Raw genomic sequence first — 25,762 nt, 5'->3', positions numbered from 1 at the left:
ACTATAAAAAAATTTACTTCCTGAAATAAGTATACATTTTGTGAACGTTACTTGCAAATTTTTGAACTATATAAAGATTTTCCACCAGAAAATGCATTTACAAGAGAGGTGATACTGTTGATTTCCATTCCAGGCGCCGCTTTCCGGGGGGCGGGCGGTAAGCCTCCTCGCTTCGCTGCGGGGTCTCACCTGTCCCGCTATTCCCCCAGGAGTCGCCGCCTTTCACACCAATCAACTCAATTTAAGATTTCTTACTGAATGAAATTTTATGTTTTTTAAGTATTGTATTTTGCTCAGTGTAATCTAAAAAGCGGTTAGCTATCTTCAAAAATTCCCTCTTCTATTTAGTAAACCCTGAAGTGGGAATAGCTGACCTTCCGCGGGCGAGCGACGATTCTCCTCGCTACGCTATAGAGGTCTCGTCTGTCTCGCTTTCCCGCAGGAGTATTCGCTATTCCCACTTCAATTGTGTTCTATGACTTATTCTATTGTAAATTCATTTCGCTACGCTTACTCCTGTATGCCTTCAAGCAATGTCACATAATCAAGCTGGCCATACTGAATGATTTCATTGTTTTTCATGACTACAGGGATCATTAGCATATATTTCTCATGAATTTCTTCATCTTCTTCAATATTAATTTCATTGAGTTGGAAGGGAAAATCTTCACATACTAGCTTCAACAGCAATTTCCCTTCTTCACAAAGACCACAATTGGGCCTGCTGTAATACGTGATTTCCATAGTTATCCTCACTACATTCATTATTTAGACTGTGTTACCATTTGCGGCCTGCACCGCCGCCTGCGGATGAGCCTCCGCCAAATCCGCCGAAGCCTCCACTGCTACCTCCACCGGATGAGCCATTTCCAAAGCCGCCGAAGTTTCCAAAGCCTCCAGGGAAGCTACTGTCATCAAAGCGTCCTCTTCCACCTGGTCCACCTGGGCCGCCTCCTCCGTTTCCTTTGGAGAAGAAAGAGAAAATGATGAGGCCGACAATAACTAAAATAATAATCGTTGTCGTCGAAAGACCGCCTTCCTCTTCTTCCGGTTTTTGAGGGTTATCTAACTGCCCGTTCCAATCATATTCTTTGGCTATTTCGTTATATACTTTGATGAAGACGGAACGAAATGCTTCATCGTAATTATCCTGGGCTAAATAAGGATACATGTAGTCATCAAGTATTCGACCAATTTTTCCGTCTGGTAATGCGCCTTCAAGGCCTTGGCCGACTGAAATGTATGCATCCCGTTCTCCCTTTTTTTGTGCAAAGCTTGCAAATATTAATACGCCATTGTTTTTCTGCTTACTGCCGATTCCCCATTTGCGGATTACCTTGGTGCCATACTCTGGCGCCTCGTAGCCATTCAAGGTATCTGTTGTAAGAATGACAATCGAGGCACCTGTTGCTTTATTTAGTTTTTCTGCTAATGCATTTAATTCTTGCTGTGTGTCATCGGACAATTTATGCTCGAAATCCTGCACATATGGTGTGTCATCATAATAGTCAATTTCAGGCAGCTGTCCCTTAGCCTGAGTGGTTGCTGAAAAACTTAGTAAGGCGATTAGCGCACAGACTGCCCCTAAAAGGAATCTGCGCTTTTTCATTGATTATCGTCTCCAAAATCAACAGTTGGTGCATTTTGTGCATTGGCACTTGCTTTAAAGTATTCCCGTTTATCGAAATTAAACATGCCTGCGACTAGACTTCCTGGGAACTTGCGTACAAGTCCATTATATTCTTTGACGCCTTCATTATAATCTTCACGCGCAACAGCTAATCGATTTTCTGTGCCTGCAAGTTCATCCATTAACTGGCGATAGTTTTTATCCGCTTTTAGGTCTGGATACTTTTCACTGATAACAAGCAATCGATTTAAATTGCCGGTTAATTCATCATTGGCATTCGCTTGGTCTTGCGGTGTTTTGGCTGATGCCAATCTTGCGCGAGAATCAGCGATGCTTTTCATAATGCTTTCCTCATGTTTCGCATATCCTTTTACTGTATTCACTAAGTTTGGAATCAAATCTACCCTTCTTTGCAATTGGTTCTCTACTTGTGCATATTTGGAATCCACTTGCTCATCCATCGAGACAAGCTTGTTATATCGTGGCACTAGCATCGCAGCGATGAGTGCAATTACTGCAATAATGATAATAATGGGTGCTAAAAGTTTCTTCAATTCATTCCCTCCTGTCTTCTTACTATATTATTTCTCTTTATTAAAAATTATAAAACATTCTTCTGGTTAGGTGTACCGAAATGACTGCCATTTCGAATGTATGGAAGCATTGAAGCAGTCCATACTATTTCTGCGTGAGAGCGCGAAAAAAAAGGAGGTACTACTTTGACAAACCAACAAAACCAATCAAACGAACTGTATCATGTAGATTCAGCAAAGTACAACCATGGCGCGCATGAAGTAATGGACATGCATGAAACATTATCAACGGTGATTGCCGGTTTAGACCAATGCGTATTGTTACGTGACCAAATCCAAGATCCTGAACTACGCAATATGATGGACCGTCAATATCAATTCTGTGTAGATGAATACAACATCTTGGTGGAATGCTTCAAAACAGGACGTGATCCATCACATCCAACAGGCCATTATCAAATGACTGAAGACAATAAATTTACTTATGGCATTAAACCAGGCCAACCGAAAAAGCCAATTACACAAGCTAGCGAACTCAATGACGAGATGATTTCAGGCTATTTATTGAGCTCACATAAAGCTACTGCAACAGCTAAATTAGCTGCCTCTCTCGAAACAACAAACCCTGTTGTACGCCGCGTGTTAGCAGATTCAATCCCTAACTGCATTGAAATGGCGTATGAAGTCTCCATTTACCAAAACCGCAAAGGCTACTACCAAGTACCTCAATTATCATCACAAGATACAGTGACAATTACAAATTGCTACGACACTACAAGCAGTCAATTGCAATAAGGTGAAACTTCACACGAGATAGGGATTTTCTTCAATCATCCGTCTTTAGTGAGTTGAACAAATGTTCCTCCCATTATGCGGGATAAAAACAGCATACAAAAAGCGCTTTTGGTATTATGACCAAAAGCGCTTTTTATTACTTATTTCTGTTCCATTTCAGGTTTATTTATTTTATCTACACGTACACGTTTTAGGAATATTGACAACACAAGAGCTACAGCCGAAATAATAGTTGCAACCATAAATGTGTAGTTAATACCATCTAACAAAGCTGTTTGTGTAATTTGAGCTTTCAACTTAGCTAATTGTTCAGCTGTTGGTGAAGAAGGTGTAATTCCTGCTTCAGCAGCTTTTTTAGCAGCTTTCACAGCTTTAGCTTTCGCTTCAGCTGCTAGTTCTGTTGCACTTGATTTGATGTGGTTATTCATAACAGTTACTAAAATCGCTGTACCGATTGCACCAGAAACTTGTTGAACAGTATTGTTGATCGCTGTACCATGTGGGTTTTTCAACATTGGCAAGCTGTTCAAACCGTTTGTCATAATCGGCATCATTACCATAGACATACCGAACATGCGGACAGTATAAACAGTAATGATATATGTGTAAGATGAATCTACTTCTAATTTAGTTAAGAAATACGTAGCCACAGTTGTAATCGTTAAACCAATGAAAGCTAATATACGCGGACCAAATTTATCAAATAGCTTACCAGTGATTGGAGACATGAATGCCATCACAATCGCACCTGGAAGCATCATTAGCCCAGCGTGGAATGGCGAAATACCACGAACTTGTTGTACATAAGCAGGTGTTAAAATCATACCAGAGAACATCGCTACAGATACTACTGCTGAGATGATTGACGCTAATGCGAACATTGGATATTTGTAAATACGAAGATCTAAAAGCGGCTCTTCCATGCGAAGTTGCTTAAAGATAAAGATAATAAGCGCAATTGCTCCGATTGTAATCGTACCGTAAACAAGTGGATCGCCCCACCCTTTATCACCGGCAGAACTAAAGCCGTATAAAAGGCCGCCAAATCCGATTGTTGAGAATACTAGAGATAGATAATCTAGTGATACTTTTCTTGTATCCATTACGTTTTTCAATTTCCAGATACCAAACAAAAGACTTAGTACTGCAAATGGAATAATCATTTCAAAAAGCATACGCCATGAATGATGTTCGACAATATAACCAGATAATGTCGGGCCGATTGCTGGCGCTGCGATCATGACTAAACCGAAGATACCCATAGCAGAACCACGTTTTTCAGCTGGGAAGCTGACAAGCATTACATTCATAAGAAGTGGTGACATTGCAGCAGAACCTGCAGCCTGTACCATACGACCTGCGATTAAAACACTAAAGTTTGGCGCTGCAGCGGCGATAATTGTACCAATCGTAAAGATAGACATCGCTGCAATAAACAAATGGCGGTTCTTAAAGCGAACGACAAAAAATGCGGATGCCGGTATTAACACACCGCTCACAAGCATATATCCTGTTGACAACCATTGAACTTGCGAGTAAGTAACATCAAAGTCTGTCATAATGGTCGGCAAGGCAACGTTCATTAAAGTATTATTTAAAAAAGAAACAAAAGCACCCACGAATAGAATGGCTATCATTCCATAAGGTGGTTTTTGCTGATTACTCATAATTTCCCCTCACTCTTCTTTATATCTCATTTTTATTGGATGTTTATTATTTTATACCGCTAGTTCATTTTTTTCAACTAAAATTTATTATCCTCTCAAAAACATTGATATGAAAGCGTTTTTGGTATAGACTACTGGTATAATTTAAAATCATTTATGACGAAAAGGTGACTAAATGAATACGCGAAAAAGAAAAGTTCTTGATGTGGCGAGGCAGCTTTTTATTGAAAAAGGCTTCAAAGAAACTTCTATAATGGACATTATCCAGGGAGCCCAGATTTCTAAAGGAACCTTCTATAACTATTTCCCTTCAAAAAACGATTGCCTCATCGCCATCTTGCGTGAAAGCCGAGAGGAAACGAGTATCCGACGCCATGAATTAATCTTCGGGCAGGATATAAAGGATATTGATATACTGGCTAAACAAATAGCCGTCTTGATGCAAATTAATCGTGAGCAAAATTTAATGCGAATTTTTGAATCTGTTTCGAATTCACAGGATGAATCATTACGAATGGCCCTAATGAGCCACCATCTTCAAGAACTTGAATGGCTAGCCAAAAGGCTTGTCGAAGTATATGGCGATGAAATCAGCATTATGAGCTATGAATGTGCCATTCAAGTATTTGCGATGATTCAGCATACTCTCCGTATTTTAATTTTTGCAGAAGACCGCTATGTAGAACCAGAAGCTATCATCAAAATGGCTCTTCGCAATATCGATGCTATTATCCCCCGTATGCTTGAAACGAAAGAAGTCATTATCGGTATTGAGACTATACATTTTATAAAGAATAATGTAGAACACCATATCATGAGTCAGGAGATGGTGACACAACAGTTAGACGGTTTCATTAAGGGATTAGGACCATGTGATTCCAAAAAGGGTCTGGAATATGCAAGCTATTTGTTAAGCGAATTAAGTGAATCGAACCCCAAATACTTCATTATCGAGGCGCTTTTAACACCGTTTCGTAAAGCTTTCGCCAAAACAACTCATGCAGCGGAAGCAAGGGAAATCGCCAACTATATTTGGCGGCTCGTCCGAATAGAACAGAACGACGAACAATTTTGAAACCAAGCAGTTCATTCATTTACCATTGGATGGACTGCTTGGTTTTAGTATTGTCTAAATTTTCATTGAGTACACGCATTTTTTAATTCCAAACAGTTATTTTCAAACGAATAAATGAAATTCTGGTACATCTGCCCTGACATTCTTCTCTCTTATGAATATGCAATATAAGAGGGGAGGTGGAATAGTTGTTTAAGAACAATCGCGAGGAGTTATACAGCCTTTCAAATCAATTTATTGAAATATTCATAGCGGATATTTTTTCAAAAAACAAAGTCAATATGGACGAAATTAGATCAAAGGTGTCAGATGAGCAACGTGAAAAGCTTAAAAAAACCGTAGATCAACTAAAAGTGCAGGTGGAGGAGTTCATCAACTCAAACAATACCAAAAGTATTACTGAAAAAGAACCTAAAGAACAGCCTTCAAGCCCACTAAGAGAAAAGCTGAAGCAGGCAAAAACAGAAAATGAGGATACAGAAAAATAAAATTTTATCCCTCACCCGTGTTCTTTGTCTATACAAAAACTAAGGTGAAAGCATCTACTATAAAAGATGAAAGGAGGGGTGAAAATGAGTGAATATGAGAATTCTAATAAGTGGTCTGCAATGGACTCAAGCATGGACCACCCATGTGACCCATGCCACAATAATAATGAGGACATAAATAACAATGCTACTGAAGTTGCGGATATTGACCAATCTTCAAATGAGATTATTATTATTCGTGACTCATGTGATATTACCGTTGAAACAACTGATACTCAGGTAGCTGTTTCGCTTCAGGCAGCTTTACAAGTTGCCATTGCTATCGTAGTTAATATTACAATCGCAGATAGTTCGCGTGCAGAAACGGTGACACAAGAGCTATTACAAAGAGCACAAATTCGTCAAGCAAATCGCCAAAAACTTGTCATCGTTAACTCCCGCTCTGTAAATGTAACAACAACAGATACAGACGTTGCAATTTCCCTACAATTACTACTTCAAATTCTAGTAGCTCTCGTTGCCCAATTAGATATTCTTTAAATAATAGCAGTTCCGTACTTCCTATATAAAATAAAAAGGCTGCAACCAGAGTTAGACTATGGTTGCATCCTTTTTTAATATTCATTATTTTAGCTCGTTGCGTTCCATAATATGGTCGATCAAGCCGTAATCTTTTGCTTGTTCAGCGCTCATGTAATTATCACGATCTGTATCGCGCGCAATAACTTCAATTGGTTGGCCAGTGCGTTCAGATAAGATTGCATTTAATTTTTCGCGTGTTTTAAGAATATGTTTCGCAGCAATTTCAATTTCAGTTGCTTGCCCTTGTGCTCCACCTAAAGGTTGGTGAATCATCACTTCACAGTTTGGCAATGCATAGCGTTTGCCTTTAGCGCCTGCTGTTAGCAAGAATGAGCCCATAGATGCGCACATACCCATACCAACTGTTTGGACATCTGGTTTGATGAATTGCATTGTGTCATAGATAGCCATGCCTGCAGTAACGCTTCCGCCTGGAGAGTTGATATAAAGGAAGATATCTTTCTCAGGGTCTTCAGCTTCTAAGAATAGCAATTGTGAAACGATTGAGTTTGACACATTGTCGTCGATTGCACTGCCTAGCATGATGATACGGTCTTTTAATAAACGTGAATAAATATCGTAGGCACGTTCACCGCGGTTTGTTTGTTCAATAACTGTAGGTATTAAGTTCATAAGAAATAGCCTCCTCAATTAAAAAATAGATTACATAATGACATTTGCTGAGCTTCTTCTTCAGCTGTACCATTATATTACACATTATGGTCAACAAAGGTCAAATGTTACGATTGTTTTTTTCCTCTATTGATATTTCTTTGTTTTATCTGTATAATAAAACAGTCGTTAAGTATATATGCCCTCGTAGTTTAACGGATAAAACATAAGATTCCGGTTCTTAGGCTGGGGGTTCGATTCCCTCCGAGGGCGTTATTGAAATCCTCTTAAGCGTTGCTGCCAACTTTGGCGTGCAGCGTTTTTTATTTCTCCATTTATGATTGTTGTTCCTTAAAAGGAAGAAACAAAAACAACGCACAAACCCAGAAATGAGGATCTGTGCAATAAGGGAGAACTATACTATTTATACCCAATTCGGTATAAAAAAAATCACCTCTATTCATTTTTTGCGAATAGAGGCTTTTTTCAATAGTTGATTGTGTTACTCTTCAACTTCAATAAGTTGGACTAGATTAGAAAGAGCTTGATCCTCATCATCTCCGCTTGCGCTTAAAATAACAGGTGTTCCGTGTGCTAGCGCCAAACTCATAATGCCCATTATACTTTTGGCATTTACTTTCTTATCGTCTTTTTGCAAGAAAATATCAGCTGCATGGCGGTTAGCTTCTTGAACAAATAAAGCGGCTTGCCTTGCTTGCAAACCTGATTTCAAATTTACTTTTGCCTGTTGTTCTACCATTCAATCATCCAATCCTTCCAGTAAGCTTATTTTATTTTATACTTTCGCTGTCTCGCCGCCTCTAAGTGAGTCTGCAATCGCATCAATCTTACGCAAACGATGGTTGACACCTGATTTGCTGACTGTGCCTGTCGAGACCATTTCCCCTAGCTCTTTTAGTGTTACATCTTGATACTCTACTCGCAGCCTAGCAATCTCCTGAAGTTTTTCAGGCAATTGATCGATCCCGATTGCTTGATCAATAAAGCGTATGTTTTCTACTTGTCTAATAGCAGCACCGATTGTTTTATTTAAATTGGCTGTTTCACAATTCACTAGACGATTCACGCTATTACGCATATCTCTAACAATCCGAACATCCTCAAATTTCAACATCGCTTGATGGGCACCTACTAGACTTAAAAAATCAGAAATCTTCTCTGCTTCTTTCAAATATGTGACAAAGCCCTTTTTCCGTTCGATTGTCTTGGCATTCAGTTCGAAGACATTCATCAGTTCCATCAATGCATCACCGTGTTCTTTATATAGAGAATAGATCTCTAAATGATAAGATGATGTCTCTGGATTATTAACAGAGCCTCCCGCTAAAAATGCGCCGCGCAAATAAGCTCTTTTTTCATCAGGTGTAGGAATGATTTTTTCTTCGATATCATGATGAAACAGAAAATTTCCTGTTACAATCTGCAGTTCTTCTAGCAATTCCTTTGCACCTTCGCGCACGCGGCAAATGTAGACATTATTCTTTTTCAGCCTCATTTTTTTCCGCACTAAAAGCTCTATTCGATAGTTGTAAAATTTCTTGATGATTGTATACATTCTACGAGCGATAGCAGCATTTTCTGTTTGGACATCTAGGCTCAGTTGTCGATTGGCAAACGATAATGAACCGTTCATTCGAATGAGGGCAGAGAGCTCTGCTTTTAAACTGCTATCCTTTGCTTCCACTTGTGTAAGCTCTTTTTTCGTCTCAGAAGCAAATGACATAGCAATCCCCCCTTCCTTGTTATATTTTAGACGCTAATTCGCCGAAGATTGTTTTTTTTGTTGATAATTTGTGGCATATTCTACAATCCATGCCGCTACATTATTGGCATCATGCCGCACTACGCCATCATGAATGGATGCTATATCCTTTTTAATGACCTCTAGCCCCATTCCTTCCAGTCTTGGCACATCAAACCTGACAGGCTCCGCTAATTCTTTGCTGTATGCTTCTCGAATTGACAGTGGAAGCTCTTCTTTGTTAATCAAGATGGTATGAAGAAAGTTCGCACCCACATGATCGATTAACGCTTGGACATGATCTCCGGCAGAGTAATGAGAAGTCTCACCTGCTTGCGTCATAAGATTGCATATATAAATTTTATGGCCTTTTGCATTCAATACAGCTTCACGAATACCATTTACCAATAAATTAGGCAAGATGCTTGTATAAAGGCTACCAGGACCAATAATAATGATATCAGCACTCTCAATAGCGCTCACTGCCTCTTGCACCGGTAACACATCCGCCGGCGATAAAAATACACGCTGAATTCTTTGATTATACGAAGGGATTTTAGATTCCCCTTTGACAATCGTTCCATTTTCAAGCTCAGCCATAAGCGTGATTCTCTGATTGGCTGCAGGCAACACTTTGCCATGTACATTTAATACTCGGCTCATTTCGGCGATTGCATGCGAAAAATCACCCGTTATAGCGGTTAAGGCTGTGAGCATCAGATTCCCTAAAGAATGGCCCCCTAGCTCTTCTTTTCCTTGAAAGCGATATTGGAACATTTCTTCTACCAGCGGTTCAACCTCTGATAGCGCAGCGATTACTTGGCGAATGTCGCCGGGCGGTGGGATTTGAAAATCATCACGGATTCTCCCTGAGCTACCGCCATCGTCTGCTACTGTTACGATTGCTGTTAAATCGATAGGACATTTTTTTAAGCCTCTAAGCAATGTAGATAATCCAGTGCCACCGCCGATAATAGCAACACGCGTAAGTGCTTTTTGCATAGCATTATTCCTTTCTCTTCGCTATATCGCGGTGGGTAATAACAGTTGGAGCCTGTTCGTCCAAAAGATGGCCAAAGTACTCTGCTAATGTAACCGAGCGATGTTGACCACCAGTACATCCAAACGCAATAACCAGCTGCGATTTCCCTTCTTTTTGATAAAGCGGAATCATAAATTGGAACAAATCTGTTAGCTTTTGAATCAATGCTTTTGTATCGTCATATTTCAATACATATGAAGAAACATCTTCATCTAATCCCGTTTTTGGCCGAAGCCCTTCTATATAATAAGGATTTGGCAAAAAGCGTATATCAAACACGAGATCCGCATCAATTGGCATACCATGTTTAAAGCCAAATGACATGACGTTCACTGTAAATTGACGTGAATTCACTTCTGAAAATTGGGCACGGATGCGTTCGCGAAGCTCTCTAGGTTTCATGCTCGTTGTATTATAAATATATTGCGCTCGTTCTTTGACATCTGCCAAGAGATCCCTTTCACGTTGAATCCCCATCAACGGCAGTCCATTATCCGCTAAAGGATGGGTACGCCTTGTTTCTTTATAGCGTCTGACAAGCGACTCGTCATCCGCATCTAAAAATAGAATCTTTGTCGCAACTAAATCTTCTTTTTCAATCTGCTCTAGCGCTTCGTTCAATGCGGAGAAAAAATCACCGCCGCGCAAATCCATTACGGCTGCAATACGTGATATCTCCTTTTTGGATTCTTTCATTAGATTAAGGAATGTTGGCAATAAAGCAGGTGGCAAATTATCAATACAATAAAAACCCAGATCCTCAAAGCTTTGAATAGCCAAGGTTTTTCCTGCACCAGACATTCCTGTGATAATAATTAATTCGTTTACGGCGTTTTGATTAGACATGATTATCGTTCCTTTCAGAGGACATTTGAATGCGCTCCTCTAGCAATTGGAAGTCTTCTGTATATGTAAACGTTCCATATTGAGTACCAGTCTGTTCAACAGCATAAAGCAAATTTGTACGGTCACCTTCTGCCATAGGCAATGTTTTTAATTCTTCAACGGGATGCCACTCAAGTATCCCTTCACGTGTTTCCTTATATGGGGCACCGTCTAAATCTTGAGCCACAAAGGTAAAGAGCATCCACTCATTCACGATCTCTTCATCTCGTTTAATGACCATTGTATATACACCTTTTAGATGGGGGTGAATGGCAGTAGCGCCTGTCTCTTCATAAAATTCTCTACTCGCCGCTTCAAAAATCGACTCACCGCCCTCTACTTTACCGCCCGGTGCTACATACCAGCCGCGTCGTGGCTTTTTTAATAATAGTACTTGATCGTCTTTCATCACTAATAAATTGGCGATTCTTTGCACACACGACACCTCGTTTCTCTTTGTCCATATAATTATATTATACAGGCTACTGCACCATGAGTACAAAGGAATTAACATCCGCTCAGTTTACTCCATCGTACAAAGCCTATCTATAACTCTTTCTAGTAGAAATATCGAAAAAAAGGCTGACTCTTTCGCCTAAAAAAACGAAAAGAATCAGCCACAAGAAATATTAATCTTATAAGGGGTTATGCGAATATTATAGCCCTTTTATTTAACAGAGAGATGTCAACAATGTAGAGTTTATATTACAATTATTGAACCTCAAATTTTTCTTTTAATTCTTCTACATAATGTTGGACTGCTTGCGCAGCGATACTGCCATCGCCTGTAGCTGTCACGATTTGGCGCAATGATTTTTCTCTTACGTCACCTGCTGCATAAATGCCTTTAATAGAAGTCTCCATTAAGTCATTTGTTTCAATATAACCAGTTTTGTTTAAGATACCTAAGTCTTCAAATGGTTTTGTTAAAGGCAGCATTCCGATATAAACGAATACACCATCAATTGGCATTTCTTGTTCTGTACCATCTACTGTAGATACAAGTGTTGCGCTGCCAACTTTCCCATCTTTTTCATGGATTTCTTTTACTGTATGGTTCCAAATGAAATCAATTTTTTCATTTGCAAATGCTCGGTCTTGAATAATTTTTTGCGCGCGCAATTGATCACGGCGATGCACGATTGTCACTTTGTTCGCGAAACGTGTTAGATAGATTCCCTCTTCGACTGCAGAATCTCCGCCGCCAACTACAATCAAGTTTTTATTTTTAAAGAATGCTCCGTCACAAACAGCGCAATAGCTGACGCCACGGCCACCAAGCTCTTTCTCGCCAGGTATACCCATTTTTTTGTATTCAGCACCTGTAGAGATAATGATTGCACGTGTTTTAAATTCTTTAGAAGTAGTTTTGATTGTTTTGTACTCTTCGCCATCAACGATTTCTGTTACATCGCCGTAAGCATATTCTGCACCAAATTTTTTGGCGTGTTCAAACATTTTAGTCGATAATTCAGGTCCTAAAATGGAATCAAAACCAGGATAGTTTTCGACTTCCTCCGTATTTGCCATTTGTCCGCCTGGAATACCTCTTTCTAACATCAAAGTAGAAAGATTACCGCGTGATGTATAGACCGCTGCTGTCATTCCGGCAGGTCCTGCACCAATAATCACAACATCATAAATTTTTTCTTCTGACATATTTGCTCCTCCTAGTTGGATCTATTTCATTAGTTCTAATCTTAGAGGATATCCTTTCATTATGACAAGATATCTGCTTGCAGCATGCCTCTATTGGTCAAATAAAGGCAAATACTGAATAAGTTCATTCACATATTTCGTTAAAGTCTGTGAAGATATACCATAATACTTAGCAATCTCTTTTTTTGTGATATCCTTCGTACGCGACGATTTATACATATATTCAGTGGCTGCTGCAAGAGCTTTAGGATTTTTAAATGGATACTCTTTTTCCCATGCCCGTTCAAAAAGAACAAACCACATTTGGAATATAAATGTGTCGTGTAGCTTCAGTGGCTTGAATTCCTTATATAGAAGTTCTGCTACTTCGATTGCTTTCAAAAACACTTTTATACGTTCGCCGTCTCCTAAAAAGTCTTGATCTAGTGCATACGCCAAAAATAATTTCTCGATAGTGGTGTATTCATCTACATTGATGATGCTAGGATGGCCGACGATTTCTTGTTGGTACGGCGATTTGCCAAGCAAAAATAAACCAAGCAGCCTCTCGCTACTATAGCCACTTTCTAATTTTTCTATAATGAAATTTCGATTATTTTCAATAGCTTCTTCATCTTCCAGCACATTATTGATCAGCCAAGGTTCAAAACCTTTCTTTTCTGGATCAATAGCAATCAGCTCATCCCATGTTTCTCTCGCTTCTTCTTCATGTCCAGTAAAATACGAGGCATGTGATAGCCAAAAGTAAAAGCCAGAGTCTCCTTGAAAGCCCTGCACTTTCATACTATGTAGCCAATGGTACGCTTCTTTATAACAGCCGATTAAAGCTAATGTCGCACCCAGTTTATAACGCTGTTCAAAGGAAAATGGGCAAAGCTTCACAAGCAATGACTTTAATTCTTCGACCTCACTATCATCTTTTTCATAATAGGCCATGACCGTTAGATTGCATAATGCAAACAAATTGCCATAATTCCCTTTCAACACCTGATACAATAAGGCTCTTGCTTGTTCTGCATCACCTTTATAAAAATAGGCAAGTGATAGATTGTTGTATGCAGGCCAAACATCTGGATGATCCGCAATAATTCCTTCTAATATTGTAATAGCTTCATCTAATTCGCCAGTTTCCATATACTTTCTGGCTTTTTCCTGCAAATAAGCAACCTCACGTTCCACTGGTTGAAGTGAAAAGCCGCTCTCTTCCATTGACGTAGCAAACTCAATAATATCAATGGCTTCTTCCGCATATTCACCCATTTCATCAAGGCGAAGATATTCTTCCGCATAATATTTAGCATCATCTGTAAAGCCAGCTTGGGCAGAAGCTTCTGCTAAAAATAGGAGAATCTCGGGCTCATTGGGATCAATCTCATTTGCTTTTTTTAATAAATCTAAGGCATGGTCAAGTTGTCCTGCTTCCAATTCGAGAATAGCGTATTGCAATAAAATAAGAGAATCATCTGGGCTAAGCTCCACTGCCCTTTTTAAATATTTATGTGCTTTTCCTTCTTGATCTCGATTTAGTGCTTGTACAGCTTTTTTATAGTAGAATTCTCCGTTAGGAATAAAGGAAACAACATTTTTCCGCGTATTATGTTCACTTTTCATATCTTGATATGATCCTCCGAAATAAAATAAGGAACGCTTTCATACGTTCCTTAAACATAGTATCCACCATTATATCATATATTTGTTCATTTCATACGTAAAAAATCTTCCCTCATCTACTTGGCGAGAAGTTAAGATGAGCTCCCATCAGCGATACATTGTGTTGTCTCGTTGATTTTCCTCCCTCAGATCTCTATTTAGTGGTATCTGGTCCATCAGAGGCTTTGTTTTCCTTTGGATAAATAATCCTCATTGGATTGCCACCAACAAATGCACCTGCTGGCACATCTTTGTTTACAAGTGTCATAGCTGAGACAATCGCATCGTCGCCAATTTCAACTCCTGGCAGAATAGTCGTGTTGGCACCAATCATAACACGATCCCCAATGATAACGTCGCCTAAGCGATACTCATTAACTAAATACTCGTGAGCGAGGATGGTTGTATTAAAGCCAATAATTGTATCGCTGCCCACCTTTATCCGTTCAGGAAACATTGTGTCTGGTGTGACTTTCAATGCAAAAGAGGTTTTTTCTCCGACTTCCATTTTCAAGAAAGTCCGATACAACCAATTTTTCATAGAAAGGAAAGGGGTATAGCGAGCGATTTCAATCACGATAAAGCATTTGGCGACTTTCCAAAAAGAAACGGTCTTATAGATTTGCCAAAGAGAGGTGGACCCTGTAACAGGGTACCTCTCTGTTCTACGCATGCACAGGCTCCTCTATTATGGCTAATAAGTCAGTGATGTGGTGTAGCATATAATCAGGATTGAAGCCCATCAAGAATTCTTCTCCTTTTGCAGACCAGGCAACACCTGCCGTTTTGACACCCGCATTTTTCCCACCTTCAATATCATGGGAGTTGTCTCCAATCATTATTACTTCATCTTTATTAAGGTTCATTTTGTTTAGGGCTAATAAGATTGGCTCGGGATCTGGCTTGGCATGTGTTACTTCATCTATGCTGACAATTACCTCAAACAAATGCTCAACACCTAGCAAACGAAGACCCTTTAATAATGGCTCTCTTCTTTTCGTTGAGACAATTGCTAGGCGAATTCCTTTCTCATAAAGCAATTCCAACGTTTCTTTTATACCATCAAATTCCTTTGCTAGCTCATCATGATGTTCTTCGTTCCAAACGCGGTATTTCAATATCCAATCTTCAGCCTTTTCAGCATCTATGGATGAGAATGACTCGATTAATGTCGGGCCGATAAAAGGAAGCATGTCGTCTCTTGTAAATTTCCCGGGAAATTCCGCATCTAACACATATAAAAAAGTTTGGATTATCAGTTCATTCGTGTCTAATAATGTCCCATCAAAGTCAAAAAGCAATCCTTTAAATTTTGTATCTGTCATTTTTTACATACCCCTTTTCCTGTCCAATAACTTCTTCTAATCCTTATAGCGCACGGGTTTTTTTATTGTTACCCTGCGGTAAATAATTAGGATGGCTCCTACGATTAAACCAATTAGCGATACAATTTGGGCCATTCGCAAATTACCGATTAACAAACTGTCTGTACGCATTCCTTCGATAAAGAAACGCCCAAACGAATACCACATTATATATGTAAGGAATATTTCCCCACGACGTAAGTTCACTTTACGAAGCAATAATAATAGAACCAATCCTACTAGATTCCATAACGATTCGTATAAAAATGTAGGATGATGATAGAAACCATTTACATTCATTTGTTCAATTAACCAATTTGGCAAATGCAAACTCTCTAAGAATGAACGGCTCACAACACCGCCATATGCCTCTTGGTTCATAAAGTTTCCCCAACGGCCAACGATTTGACCGATAATAAGTGAAGGGGCCAATATATCAGCTACCTTCCAGAAGCTAACGCCTCGTTTACGTGTGAAAATAATCGCCGTTATGAATGCACCGATTAATGCTCCATGGATGGCTATGCCTCCATGCCAAATTTGTATAATTTGATCTGGATGTGAAGCATAATATGGCCATTCAAAAATGACATAGTAAATTCTCGCGCAAATTATAGAGATGGGCACTGCCCATATTAGTAAATCGGTTAGAAAATCTTCATTAAACCCTCTTTTGCGCATTTCGCGTTGCCCTACGATATAGGCTATTACAATACCTGTTGCAATAATGACTCCATACCATCTGACCGAAATAGGTCCGAGCTTAAGTGCCACAGGATCTATGGCTAATAAAATTGAATCAAACACATTTGTTGCTCCTTCCGCTCTAGCTTCTTTACTTTAATCCTGATTCATCTTTCTCTTCAATCACTCGATTTAATCTTTTAGAGAATTCTTCTGCTGCGTTAACGCCTAGCGTTTTCAGGCGGTGATTCATAGCAGCTACTTCAATAATATCAGATAAATTTCTTCCCGGCCTTACAGGGATTGTTAGCTTAGGCAATTCTGTATCAATAATTTTCAGAGTTTCTGTTTCAAGACCTAGCCGATCGTAGGTTTTGTCAGAATCCCAAATTTCTAAATCGACAACAAGAGAAATTCGCTTATGTTTGCGAACAGCGCTCGCCCCAAATAACGTCATAATATCGATAATACCTAGCCCACGAATTTCTAATAAATGATTGATTAACGGAGGGGCACTTCCAATTAAGCTTTCTCCTTCTTGGCGAATTTCTACACAGTCATCCGCAACAAGACGATGCCCTTTTTTTATTAATTCTAGCGCTGTTTCACTTTTGCCCACACCACTTTTCCCGGTAAGCAGTACGCCAATGCCGTAAATGTCGACCAGTACGCCATGCATAGCTGTCGAAGGTGCTAAACGACTTTCTAAATAATTGGTCAACTGGCTCGAAAAACGGGTTGTTGGCAGTTTTGTTGTTAATACTGGGACTTGATGTTTTTTAGAGGCTTCAACAAGAGCCTTTGGCACTTCCATATCATGTGAAACAATGATTGCTGGTGTCTCTTTTGAACAAAGCTTGTTCATTCGATCAATTTGTATTTCCTCTGACAACAACTCATAGAAAGACAGCTCCGTTTTCCCTAATAGCTGTACGCGTTCTGCTGGATAATGTGTAAAATATCCCGCCATTTCTAGGCCTGGACGCGATATATCACTTGTTAAAATATGGCGGCCGATTCCTTCTTCACCGCTAATTAACGTCAGATGTAATGCTTCAATAATGTCCTTTGTACTCACTTGGTCTAATGCCATCTTTCTGACCACCTTTTCAAATCTCTATGCTATCAACATTCTAACATAAGTATATAGAAGAACATATCATGCAACTTTGCTTAGTTTATGTATAGTATTTATTCGCAAACAACAAAAAAACTAGCTCCCTTAGATGAAAGCTAGTTTAAATCATTATTTTTTCTCAGATAGCCATTTTGCAACAGCATCTAGTTCATCGCCTTCTACTAGACCAGCTGGCATGTTGCCTTTACCGTTTTTCAAGACATCTTTGATTTGATCTTCAGATAGCTGTGAACCAATTTTTCTTAGGTCAGGACCGACTGCACCTTGTAATTCATTGCCGTGGCATGAGATACATTTTTGTTGTGTAACCGCTTCTGCATCAACTTTTGCTGTTGAGTTAGAAGTAGACTCGTCAGTCTTATTGTTGTCTGCGGTATTATCCGTCTTATTGTTTTCAGTTGTTGTAGTATCAGTAGCGGATTTGTCTTTATCGCTATCATTTCCGCCACCACATGCACCTAGTACAAGCGCTGAACCGAACAACATTGCTAATAAAGCTTTTTTCATCATCATACCTCCTAGGGATTGGGATTAGTACGCTTACACAGTAAGTATACCAAAGACATTCACAAATTAAACATGGTGATATTATTTAATTGTGACGCTTTCATGCAATTAGAACTATAAAATAATAGCCCTTTATTTATACCCGTATTTTTTCTTTTTAAACAATAATAGTTCATTTTTTAGCAAATAGTATTAACCCACTTGGCAGAAGCTTTCGAAATAGAAACAATGGAATCATACGGGATCTCTAAATCGTCAGCTAATACGCTGACTTGCTCTAAATGCATTCTCTCTATAGCGATGGCTAGCTGAAGAAACGGCTGCATATCCGTATCCCCACCGCAGATTGTCTCTGCCACTTCGTCTGTTAAAGGCATATGCTGAAGGATTGTATGGATAGGCCTTTGTAGTATGGCATCTATTAACGAAAACATACCTATCAAGAAATACTCAGACATATTCTTTTTTCTAGTATGTTTCGCTAATAACTCACACGTTTTAGCACGTACTAGAGAGGTTTTCATCAATTCATCAAATGTGCCACCTGTATTAAACTTTTGTGATTCACGATAAATTAAGATATACACCCATCTTTTCAAATCGTCTAGACCAAGAAGCAGTATCGCTTGTTTGATCGATCTGATTTTGGATTTTGTGCGTTTAGCGGAGGAATTAATTAACTGTAGAAGTTTATATGATAATGCAATGTCATGCTCAATATTCTCGCTAATTTGATTGATATCAGGCTCTTCCGCTCGTAATAAAGCTATTACCTGATAATAATGCAATAAATTAGCAGGCACATCTTGTCCTTTTATGATTTGCGGTTGCATGAAGTAGTAGCCTTGAAACAGTTTGTATCCTTTTTTCAATGCTTTTTCATATTCTTCTCTTGTTTCTACCTTCTCTGCCAAAAGCGTGATATGTGGAAACTTTCGTTTGACCAGCATTTCAATTTTTTGCCGGTCCTCCTTTTTAGTATTCAGGAAGTCTACCTTAATGATATCTATATATGTAAATAATTCTTCGTAGGTCGCAGAGAAATCATGCAAAACAAAATCATCAAGTGCTATTCGGTAGCCCTTTGCTTTTAATTCTTTTAAACGACGGATTAGAGACTTCGTTATAGGGATATCCTCCAGTATTTCAATAACAAACTGCACAGGATTTAAGTGGTCAAAAATATCGCTCATCAATAAATTTTCTGTAAAGTTGATAAAACAAGGCTTCCCATTCGACAGAACATCCATCCCAATAGAGAAGAGCGAATTAACAATCACATCTACTGTTGCTAAATCAGCATCAATGGAAGGGAATCTATTACTCTCACTCCCGCTTCTATATAACAATTCATATGACTGAACTTGATCAAAGCCATTAAATATAGGCTGCCTACCAATAAAGACTTCCATTTTGACGCCCCTCCGCTTTACGCTACTTTTTATCTCTTTTTAATTTGGTTTTGCTCCCACCTATATGTAAATAAATTGATAAAATAATGGTGAGAACCCACTGCCTTTAAAGCCCGATTAGTCAACTAACACTCGGTAGAATTTCGTTTGAGCGAAGTTTCACTTTTATTCAATATTATAACATTTATTTCAATAATATCTGTAAAAAGTTATAAAAACCTTTTTAACCGACAAAAAGCATCCCTTATAAATATTTATCTTTTACAAGGAATGCTTTCTTATACTTTTATTTTTTTTTAAACTTCGGAGCGATCAAACCAATAATGGCTGGCAGAATTGAAACAAACACGATTCCTAAAATGAAAACAGAAAAGTTATCTTTCACAATTTTGATATTTCCAAAGAAGTAACCACAAAAGACTGCGATTAGTACCCATAGCAATGCACCTGCCACGTTGTACATAATAAAGTATGGATAACGCATTTTGCTGGCTCCTGCCACAAATGGAATAAACGTACGAATTAATGGCATAAACCGAGCAATCATAACGGTTTTACCGCCATGTTTTTCAAAGAAGGCATGCGCTTGATCCAAATTTTCTTTTTTTATAAATCGACCAAAAAAGCGGTGGTTTGAAATAGCTCCACCCACTTTCTTACCGATTTCATAGTTCAATGAATCGCCCAATACGGCTGCTACAAAGAATATGCCAAGAACAGTCCATAGGTTTAAACCACCAATTGCCGCCATGGCTCCAGCCGCAAATAGTAATGAATCGCCCGGCAAGAATGGCATAATAACAACACCAGTCTCCACGAATACGATTAAAAATAGTATCCCATATACCCACTTTGGATATTGGCTGACTATACTTTTTAAATGTTCGTCAATATGCATAATAAAATTAAATAACCCTACTATTAGATCAATCATTCTTTCACTCTCATTCTATAGTATCATCTTAACCATCATACATTTTTCTCGAAATGATGTCACTGTTTAGAAGTTTATATATACAATACAAACGATTGCTTCAATAGAAGGTTTCGGAAAAATTTCATTAACATAAACGAACTGCCTAACTTCTACTCATTCAATTTGTTCTGCTCCAGGTCGGGCTTATATTGAAATACTTGAATTACACCCTCTTATAAATACTTCTTAAACCAATCTAAGATTTGCTCTAGTCTTTGAATTCTTAAATTAGGCAATCCTGTGCGTGATAAGTTGTGTTCAGCTTTTGGGAAACGGACAAATTGTGTTGTTTTGCCCATCGACTTTAAAGTAATGTATAGCTGTTCTGCTTGCTCAATCGGACAGCGATCATCCTCTTCCCCGTGCAATATCAAGAGTGGTGTCTCGATGTTTTGACTGTATTTTAATGGTGAGTGGTGCCAAAGTTTTTCTACATCCGTCATGTCAGCACCTATCTGCCATTCAGTGAAATAGTAGCCGATATCTGAAACGCCAAAGAAGCTTACCCAGTTTGAAATAGAACGTTGTGTGACTGCTGCCTTAAAACGATTTGTATGACCGACAATCCAATTGGTCATAAAGCCGCCGTAACTGCCACCTGTCACGCCTAATCTGCTCGTATCAATCCAATTATAGTCAGCCAGGACATGGTCAAGTCCTGCCATTATATCTTCATAATCCCCTTCACCATAATGATTGCGACACCCATCAACGAACTGTTGACCATAACTATGGCTACCTCGTGGATTCACATATAAAACACCATAGCCTTGTGCAGCTAACAATTGCAGCTCATGGAAGAATGTATTGGCATACATAGTGTGCGGTCCACCATGAACTTCGACAATGAGTGGATATTTCTCGCCTTCTTTAAAAGTAGCAGGCTTCATAATCCAGCCATTCACAGTCCAACCTTCATCACCCTCATAGCTTATTTTTTCCGGTTGTACAAGCGTTGTTTCTTCAAGCCATGCATCATTATAATGTGTGATTTGTTCTCTTTTCCCCAGTACAATGTCATACTTGAAAAGCTCTCCAGGAAACACAGGGTTGCTTACAGCTAAAATAGCGGTTTTTCCGTCTCTTGAAACATCAAATCCATAGATATGCTCATCTTCAGGGCTTGCAGGATAAATCGCTCCTTCTAGAGTGGCATAATACAGTCTTACATCTCCAAATGTGGATAAGACGAAGTACAAGTCATTATGCTCAGTCCACACTACTGTTTTTTGCTCTGTATTTTGCTGCACATCGCCAACTGATAAGTCTCCTACTGGCAAATCAAGCGCTTGTGTTAAATTCCAAGAATGCTTGCTTTCCCTATCATATATAAAGAGGTTGCCCTGAGCTGCATTTTTGTATGCAAAATCACTGCCTTGATAGGCAATATACCGATCATCAAATGAAAAGGTAGCAGATCCGTAATATCCTTCCTCTTCAACTATGATTTCCTCTTCTTTGGTCTTTAGATCGATCAAAATAACAGGTGAACGCCAATCATTATCTGTGTTCTCTACGCGATTCACTGAAACAATTAAGCTCGACCCATCATGAGAAATATCTTGCAAGCTATAATCATATGTATCAGTAAATAATCGGTTGATTGTCTTACTATGAATATTAATTTGCCCAATTTGGCTATGTGTTTTTTGCGGAAGTAATCCTACGCCGTTGAGCTTATATTTCATTCCGTCTACTACATAAGCTTCGGGTAATTCCTCTTTTTTCTCTTCCTTTTTATCAGTAAATTCTTTTCCGTCTTCTACACGTGCAGAAAACCAAATTTCTTCATTAGACGGGGCCCAAAGAAATGAGTCGACACCCTTGTCGAACTCAGTCAATTGCTTTGCTTCTCCACCACCAACAGATAACACAAATAACTGATTTTTTTCTTTTCTTGTCGACAAGAAAGCGATGGAACGTCCATCATTTGACCATTTAACAGATGAAATACGCTCTTCTCCGAATGTCCATTGCACTACATCGTTGGTTTCCAAATCGATATGGATTAAATACGAAAAATACTTATTCTTTTCTTTATCCATCTTTGTTTGTATCGCCACAGCTTCTTTCCCACTAGGTGATAAAACAGGTGCCCCTACTGAAGTCAATTGAAACAAGTCATGCGTTTGAATCGTTTTTTTCATATTTAACACTCCCTATTTTCAGATTATTTATACTATAACTTATTTCGTAATACTAAGGAAATGTTTTTATTGCTTTTTTACTTATATAGTAACAGAATTCAGATTATTCTTTTTTATCTAGTACCTAATATGGTATGATGCTAGAGTAAATATTATTTTAAGGATTGAAGGAGTTTTACTTATGAGCAAAAAACCACATCTTCAACGTGGGTTGGAGTCCCGACATATCACCTTGATGTCGCTTGGCGCTGCTATTGGAGTTGGATTATTTCTAGGTTCAGCAGGCGCTATTCAGTTAGCTGGTCCCTCTATTTTAATCGCCTATGCTCTCGGAGGGATTGTAATTTTTATCATCATGCGAGCACTTGGTGAAATGGCTGTCGAAAATCCAGTCGCCGGTTCCTTTAGTCGTTATGCCCAGGATTATCTTGGACCAATGGCAGGATTTATTACTGGCTGGAACTATTGGTTTTTATGGATTGCCACTTGTATGGCAGAAATCACAGCAGTCGGCATTTATATGCAATTGTGGTTCCCTGATTCTCCGAAATGGGTCTGGGCGCTAGCAGCTTTAATTCTCATGACAATCATTAATTTAATTGCCGTTAGTGCATTTGGCGAATTTGAATTTTGGTTTGCCTTCATTAAAATATTTGCTATTGTCGCGATGATTGTATTGGGCCTAGGTGTTATCCTATTTGGAATTGGCAATGGCGGAATTGCAGTCGGCATTAGCAATCTCTGGAGTCACGGCGGTTTTATGCCTCACGGTGTAAAAGGAATATTCTATTCGCTCCCAATCGTCATGTTTGCATTCTTAGGTGTGGAAATGATTGGCGTTACTGCAGGAGAAGCTAAAAATCCTAAAAAAGTGATTCCTAAAGCGATTGACACCGTTTTATGGCGAATTTTGCTATTCTATATTGGTGCGTTAACTGTTATCATGTCGATTTATCCATGGAACGAGATAGATACCAATAATAGCCCATTTGTATTGATGTTCGATCAAATAGGATTACGCTATGCAGCAGGGATTATCAATTTTGTGGTTTTGACAGCTGCTCTATCTAGTTGTAATAGTGGTATTTTTAGTACAGGCCGTATGTTGTTCAATCTAGCTGAACAAAAACAGGCACCTGCCCTATTTAAGAAGGTAAGCAAAGGCGGTGTTCCGTCGGTTGCGATCATCGCTTCAGCATTCGTTTTGCTGATTGGTGTTGCTCTAAACTATGTGGTAGCAGAAAAAGTTTTCGTCTGGGTGACAAGTATCTCTACGTTTGGCGCTGTATGGACATGGATTGTCATATTGATTAGTCAAATGAAATTCCGTAAATCTTTATCCCAAACTCAAGTTTCTAAATTGAGCTATAAAGCGTTTTTATATCCATTCAGCTCATACCTTGCTATTGCATTTTTAGTGTTAGTCGTATGCTTAATGGCTGTGTTCCCTGATACTCGTGTGGCACTTATAGTTGGTCCGATTTGGATCATTTTCTTAGTCGTTTTATATCTCGTAAAATACAAAAAAGCATAAGAGACATACAAAAAGATGGTTTTGGGAGACAACCCCAAACCATCTTTTTGTATTCTTTATGCACGGGACAATGCTTGGCTTTTTAAATTTCTACGCAGTATTTTACCTGTTGTATTTTTTGGTAGCTCTTCTAATAGAATAATTTCTTTTGGACATTTGTATTTTGCTAGATGCTCTTTGCAATAGGTATGCAATTCATCTTCCGTAATAGAAGTGTCCTTCAATACAACATATGCTAATACTTCTTCTCCTAAGTTAGGGTCTGGAATGCCCACTACCGCTGCTTCAAGAACGCCAGGATGGCCATAGAATACTTCTTCAACTTCCCTCGGATAGACGTTATAGCCACCGACAATAATCATATCTTTTTTACGATCGACAATATAGAAATATCCTTCTTCATCCATTCGCGCCAAATCTCCGGTATACAGCCAACCATCACGAATGGCCACAGCTGTTTCCTCTGGCATTTTATAATACCCTTTCATTACATTCGGTCCTTTTACAACAAGCTCTCCGACTTCTCCGACCGGCACTTCTTCTCCTAACTCATTGAACACTTTATTTTCAACATTTACGATATTCGTACCAATAGAACCTGCCTTGCGTTCCCGATCTAGTGGGTTAAAGCAAGTAACTGGTGAAGCTTCAGATAATCCGTATCCTTCAGAAACACGAACATTGAATTTCTCTTCGAAGTTATGAAGCAGCGCGACCGGCATAGAAGAACCCCCGGAGATTGCGAGTCGCAACGATTTTAAATCCTCTGGGTTTCCTTCTGGATATTGATAAAGGAAGTTGTACATAGTTGGAACACCTGCGAAAATAGTCGGCTTGAATTCTCGTCCAATACGGAAGATTTCTTTTGGACTGAAAGTAGGTGTTATGATCAACTCGGCTGATGTTAGTAATGGTGCATTCACTACAACAGAAAGCGCAAAAACATGAAATACAGGTAATGTAGTAATCACGCGGTCTTCCGCAGTGAAGGTTAAATAGTCTGCAATGTCCCGGGCATTAGAGTAAAGATTACCATGTGTCAGCATCGCACCTTTTGGGCGACCTGTTGTACCCGACGTGTATAAAATAACAGCCGTGTCATCGCTATCAATCCCCATCGGCTTTATAGAAGGTAAAGATTCTTTCATAATTTGTCCAAAAGAATGGACTCTTTCTTTTATATTTGGCGGTAATGCTTTCAGTTTTTCAATTGTATTTTCATTTGTTTCACAGACAATATATGTTTCTACTTCTGGGAAAGCCTTTAAGCCAGCCTCTACGATCGGAAGCAATGCATCTAACGCGATGATCGCTTTCGCATCTCCATTTCGAACAATATATGTAATCTCATCTGGCGAATACAATGGATTCACTGGAATGGCTGTGGCTCCAATACGCATCGTGGCATATAAAGAGATAATAAAATGTGGTGTATTTCCTAATAAGAAAACCACATGATCCCCTTTTTCTACCCCTAAATCCTTTAATGCAGTAGCAAGCTTAGCGACGGACTCTTCAAACTCCCCATATGTCGTATCTTTTCCCCCAAAATGATACGCAATCTTGTCGGCTTGCTTTAAAGATGTGTTATAAATCTCTGACACTAAATTCATATTCCCA

At 39.0% G+C, this 25,762-nt stretch carries 26 protein-coding genes and 1 tRNA gene; 6 read left to right on the top strand and 21 right to left on the bottom strand.

The features are described 5' to 3' along the window. Window positions 1-510 precede the first annotated feature (510 nt). The 3 genes from RCJ93_RS11060 to RCJ93_RS11050 are packed head-to-tail and all read right to left on the bottom strand — an operon-like array spanning window position 511 to window position 2,184. Window positions 511-744, bottom strand: a complete 234-nt coding sequence (locus RCJ93_RS11060; RefSeq protein WP_066789471.1) for a glutaredoxin family protein — start codon at window positions 742-744, stop codon at window positions 511-513. A 34-nt stretch (window positions 745-778) separates the two neighbouring features. Then, on the bottom strand, window positions 779-1,609 hold the full coding sequence (locus tag RCJ93_RS11055; RefSeq protein WP_446739018.1) for a TPM domain-containing protein: 831 nt from the start codon (window positions 1,607-1,609) through the stop codon (window positions 779-781). After that, window positions 1,606-2,184, bottom strand: a complete 579-nt coding sequence (locus tag RCJ93_RS11050) for a LemA family protein (protein WP_066789473.1) — start codon at window positions 2,182-2,184, stop codon at window positions 1,606-1,608. The genes RCJ93_RS11055 and RCJ93_RS11050 overlap by 4 nt, the downstream gene beginning before the upstream one ends. 165 nt (window positions 2,185-2,349) lie before the next feature. Here RCJ93_RS11050 and RCJ93_RS11045 point away from each other — a divergent pair, with 165 nt between their 5' ends. Next, entirely contained in the window at window positions 2,350-2,958 is a 609-nt protein-coding gene (locus tag RCJ93_RS11045; RefSeq protein WP_223823593.1) for a spore coat protein, read from the top strand. 140 nt (window positions 2,959-3,098) lie between these two features. On the opposite strand, the gene RCJ93_RS11040 is transcribed toward RCJ93_RS11045, so the two are convergent. After that, window positions 3,099-4,625: a DHA2 family efflux MFS transporter permease subunit gene (locus RCJ93_RS11040; protein ID WP_150285038.1), complete on the bottom strand. Its 1,527-nt coding sequence runs from the start codon at window positions 4,623-4,625 to the stop codon at window positions 3,099-3,101. A gap of 175 nt (window positions 4,626-4,800) precedes the next feature. Between RCJ93_RS11040 and RCJ93_RS11035 the strand changes: the two genes are divergently transcribed. The 3 genes from RCJ93_RS11035 (at window position 4,801) to RCJ93_RS11025 (ending at window position 6,728) form a co-directional block, all read left to right on the top strand. Continuing rightward, window positions 4,801-5,700, top strand: a complete 900-nt coding sequence (locus tag RCJ93_RS11035) for a TetR/AcrR family transcriptional regulator (protein ID WP_446739017.1) — start codon at window positions 4,801-4,803, stop codon at window positions 5,698-5,700. A 188-nt stretch (window positions 5,701-5,888) separates the two neighbouring features. Next, the gene (locus RCJ93_RS11030) at window positions 5,889-6,188 is read left to right on the top strand and encodes a hypothetical protein (protein WP_446739016.1); all 300 of its coding nucleotides are present in this window, start codon (window positions 5,889-5,891) and stop codon (window positions 6,186-6,188) included. Window positions 6,189-6,272: 84 nt separating this feature from the next. Beyond that, the gene (locus RCJ93_RS11025; RefSeq protein ID WP_066789481.1) at window positions 6,273-6,728 is read left to right on the top strand and encodes a spore coat protein; all 456 of its coding nucleotides are present in this window, start codon (window positions 6,273-6,275) and stop codon (window positions 6,726-6,728) included. Between the two features lie 84 nt (window positions 6,729-6,812). Here RCJ93_RS11025 and clpP read toward each other — a convergent pair whose 3' ends face one another. After that, the gene (clpP, locus tag RCJ93_RS11020) at window positions 6,813-7,403 is read right to left on the bottom strand and encodes an ATP-dependent Clp endopeptidase proteolytic subunit ClpP (RefSeq protein ID WP_066789483.1); all 591 of its coding nucleotides are present in this window, start codon (window positions 7,401-7,403) and stop codon (window positions 6,813-6,815) included. A 180-nt stretch (window positions 7,404-7,583) separates the two neighbouring features. Here clpP and RCJ93_RS11015 point away from each other — a divergent pair. Continuing rightward, window positions 7,584-7,655: transfer RNA gene (locus RCJ93_RS11015), tRNA-Arg, on the top strand. Window positions 7,656-7,884: 229 nt separating this feature from the next. On the opposite strand, the gene RCJ93_RS11010 is transcribed toward RCJ93_RS11015, so the two are convergent. The 15 genes from RCJ93_RS11010 to RCJ93_RS10940 form a co-directional block, all read right to left on the bottom strand. Beyond that, a complete protein-coding gene (locus RCJ93_RS11010; RefSeq protein WP_066789485.1) occupies window positions 7,885-8,142 on the bottom strand; it encodes an HPr family phosphocarrier protein in 258 nt (85 codons plus the stop codon). 36 nt (window positions 8,143-8,178) lie between these two features. Then, a complete protein-coding gene (whiA, locus tag RCJ93_RS11005) occupies window positions 8,179-9,126 on the bottom strand; it encodes a DNA-binding protein WhiA (protein WP_066789488.1) in 948 nt (315 codons plus the stop codon). Between the two features lie 33 nt (window positions 9,127-9,159). Next, entirely contained in the window at window positions 9,160-10,146 is a 987-nt protein-coding gene (locus RCJ93_RS11000; RefSeq protein WP_066789490.1) for a gluconeogenesis factor YvcK family protein, read from the bottom strand. Between the two features lie 4 nt (window positions 10,147-10,150). Further along, window positions 10,151-11,032 (bottom strand): RNase adapter RapZ, encoded by an 882-nt coding sequence (rapZ, locus tag RCJ93_RS10995; protein WP_446739015.1) that lies wholly within the window; start codon window positions 11,030-11,032, stop codon window positions 10,151-10,153. Beyond that, window positions 11,025-11,507 carry an NUDIX hydrolase gene (locus RCJ93_RS10990; RefSeq protein ID WP_446739086.1) on the bottom strand — a complete coding sequence of 161 codons (483 nt, stop codon included), beginning with the start codon at window positions 11,505-11,507 and terminating at the stop codon, window positions 11,025-11,027. Before RCJ93_RS10990 ends, rapZ begins: the two co-directional genes overlap by 8 nt. A gap of 275 nt (window positions 11,508-11,782) precedes the next feature. Beyond that, entirely contained in the window at window positions 11,783-12,730 is a 948-nt protein-coding gene (gene trxB, locus RCJ93_RS10985) for a thioredoxin-disulfide reductase (protein WP_446739014.1), read from the bottom strand. A 90-nt stretch (window positions 12,731-12,820) separates the two neighbouring features. Next, window positions 12,821-14,341, bottom strand: coding sequence for a tetratricopeptide repeat protein (locus RCJ93_RS10980; protein ID WP_150285035.1), 1,521 nt, complete (start codon window positions 14,339-14,341; stop codon window positions 12,821-12,823). Between the two features lie 193 nt (window positions 14,342-14,534). Further along, window positions 14,535-15,053: an acyltransferase gene (locus tag RCJ93_RS10975; RefSeq protein WP_392996002.1), complete on the bottom strand. Its 519-nt coding sequence runs from the start codon at window positions 15,051-15,053 to the stop codon at window positions 14,535-14,537. Beyond that, window positions 15,046-15,705: a pyrophosphatase PpaX gene (ppaX, locus tag RCJ93_RS10970; RefSeq protein WP_446739013.1), complete on the bottom strand. Its 660-nt coding sequence runs from the start codon at window positions 15,703-15,705 to the stop codon at window positions 15,046-15,048. Before ppaX ends, RCJ93_RS10975 begins: the two co-directional genes overlap by 8 nt. Before the next feature lie 36 nt (window positions 15,706-15,741). Beyond that, window positions 15,742-16,551: a prolipoprotein diacylglyceryl transferase gene (gene lgt / locus RCJ93_RS10965; protein WP_066789516.1), complete on the bottom strand. Its 810-nt coding sequence runs from the start codon at window positions 16,549-16,551 to the stop codon at window positions 15,742-15,744. Between the two features lie 28 nt (window positions 16,552-16,579). Next, complete coding sequence (hprK, locus tag RCJ93_RS10960) at window positions 16,580-17,521, bottom strand: HPr(Ser) kinase/phosphatase (RefSeq protein ID WP_066789518.1); 942 nt, start codon at window positions 17,519-17,521, stop codon at window positions 16,580-16,582. A gap of 153 nt (window positions 17,522-17,674) precedes the next feature. Then, window positions 17,675-18,073 (bottom strand): cytochrome c551, encoded by a 399-nt coding sequence (cccB, locus tag RCJ93_RS10955; RefSeq protein WP_066789520.1) that lies wholly within the window; start codon window positions 18,071-18,073, stop codon window positions 17,675-17,677. A gap of 179 nt (window positions 18,074-18,252) precedes the next feature. Then, entirely contained in the window at window positions 18,253-19,485 is a 1,233-nt protein-coding gene (locus tag RCJ93_RS10950) for an EAL and HDOD domain-containing protein (RefSeq protein ID WP_066789523.1), read from the bottom strand. A gap of 286 nt (window positions 19,486-19,771) precedes the next feature. Beyond that, entirely contained in the window at window positions 19,772-20,416 is a 645-nt protein-coding gene (locus RCJ93_RS10945) for a DedA family protein (protein WP_446739085.1), read from the bottom strand. Window positions 20,417-20,634: 218 nt separating this feature from the next. Continuing rightward, the gene (locus RCJ93_RS10940) at window positions 20,635-22,608 is read right to left on the bottom strand and encodes a S9 family peptidase (protein WP_446739012.1); all 1,974 of its coding nucleotides are present in this window, start codon (window positions 22,606-22,608) and stop codon (window positions 20,635-20,637) included. Between the two features lie 181 nt (window positions 22,609-22,789). Between RCJ93_RS10940 and RCJ93_RS10935 the strand changes: the two genes are divergently transcribed. Next, complete coding sequence (locus RCJ93_RS10935; RefSeq protein WP_066789530.1) at window positions 22,790-24,142, top strand: amino acid permease; 1,353 nt, start codon at window positions 22,790-22,792, stop codon at window positions 24,140-24,142. Window positions 24,143-24,198: 56 nt separating this feature from the next. Here RCJ93_RS10935 and RCJ93_RS10930 read toward each other — a convergent pair whose 3' ends face one another. Further along, window positions 24,199-25,755: a fatty acid--CoA ligase family protein gene (locus RCJ93_RS10930; RefSeq protein ID WP_446739011.1), complete on the bottom strand. Its 1,557-nt coding sequence runs from the start codon at window positions 25,753-25,755 to the stop codon at window positions 24,199-24,201. Window positions 25,756-25,762: the final 7 nt, after the last annotated feature.

The organism is Rummeliibacillus sp. BSL5 (assembly GCF_052928305.1).
This window is presented reverse-complemented; position numbering and strand designations above follow the sequence as displayed.

Excerpts from the sequence above, each read along its gene's own strand:
- clpP (WP_066789483.1), bottom strand. The coding sequence starts at position 7,403 with ATGAACTTAATACCTACAGTTATTGAACAAACAAACCGCGGTGAACGT.
- whiA (WP_066789488.1), bottom strand. The coding sequence starts at position 9,126 with ATGTCATTTGCTTCTGAGACGAAAAAAGAGCTTACACAAGTGGAAGCA.
- RCJ93_RS11060 (WP_066789471.1), bottom strand. The coding sequence starts at position 744 with ATGGAAATCACGTATTACAGCAGGCCCAATTGTGGTCTTTGTGAAGAA.
- RCJ93_RS11000 (WP_066789490.1), bottom strand. The coding sequence starts at position 10,146 with ATGCAAAAAGCACTTACGCGTGTTGCTATTATCGGCGGTGGCACTGGA.
- RCJ93_RS10935 (WP_066789530.1), top strand. The coding sequence starts at position 22,790 with ATGAGCAAAAAACCACATCTTCAACGTGGGTTGGAGTCCCGACATATC.
- RCJ93_RS10980 (WP_150285035.1), bottom strand. The coding sequence starts at position 14,341 with ATGAAAAGTGAACATAATACGCGGAAAAATGTTGTTTCCTTTATTCCT.
- RCJ93_RS11035 (WP_446739017.1), top strand. The coding sequence starts at position 4,801 with ATGAATACGCGAAAAAGAAAAGTTCTTGATGTGGCGAGGCAGCTTTTT.
- hprK (WP_066789518.1), bottom strand. The coding sequence starts at position 17,521 with ATGGCATTAGACCAAGTGAGTACAAAGGACATTATTGAAGCATTACAT.
- trxB (WP_446739014.1), bottom strand. The coding sequence starts at position 12,730 with ATGTCAGAAGAAAAAATTTATGATGTTGTGATTATTGGTGCAGGACCT.
- RCJ93_RS11055 (WP_446739018.1), bottom strand. The coding sequence starts at position 1,609 with ATGAAAAAGCGCAGATTCCTTTTAGGGGCAGTCTGTGCGCTAATCGCC.
- RCJ93_RS10940 (WP_446739012.1), bottom strand. The coding sequence starts at position 22,608 with ATGAAAAAAACGATTCAAACGCATGACTTGTTTCAATTGACTTCAGTA.
- RCJ93_RS10950 (WP_066789523.1), bottom strand. The coding sequence starts at position 19,485 with ATGGAAGTCTTTATTGGTAGGCAGCCTATATTTAATGGCTTTGATCAA.
- cccB (WP_066789520.1), bottom strand. The coding sequence starts at position 18,073 with ATGAAAAAAGCTTTATTAGCAATGTTGTTCGGTTCAGCGCTTGTACTA.
- rapZ (WP_446739015.1), bottom strand. The coding sequence starts at position 11,032 with ATGTCTAATCAAAACGCCGTAAACGAATTAATTATTATCACAGGAATG.
- RCJ93_RS10930 (WP_446739011.1), bottom strand. The coding sequence starts at position 25,755 with ATGAATTTAGTGTCAGAGATTTATAACACATCTTTAAAGCAAGCCGAC.
- RCJ93_RS10975 (WP_392996002.1), bottom strand. The coding sequence starts at position 15,053 with ATGCGTAGAACAGAGAGGTACCCTGTTACAGGGTCCACCTCTCTTTGG.
- RCJ93_RS11040 (WP_150285038.1), bottom strand. The coding sequence starts at position 4,625 with ATGAGTAATCAGCAAAAACCACCTTATGGAATGATAGCCATTCTATTC.
- ppaX (WP_446739013.1), bottom strand. The coding sequence starts at position 15,705 with ATGACAGATACAAAATTTAAAGGATTGCTTTTTGACTTTGATGGGACA.
- RCJ93_RS11010 (WP_066789485.1), bottom strand. The coding sequence starts at position 8,142 with ATGGTAGAACAACAGGCAAAAGTAAATTTGAAATCAGGTTTGCAAGCA.
- RCJ93_RS11025 (WP_066789481.1), top strand. The coding sequence starts at position 6,273 with ATGAGTGAATATGAGAATTCTAATAAGTGGTCTGCAATGGACTCAAGC.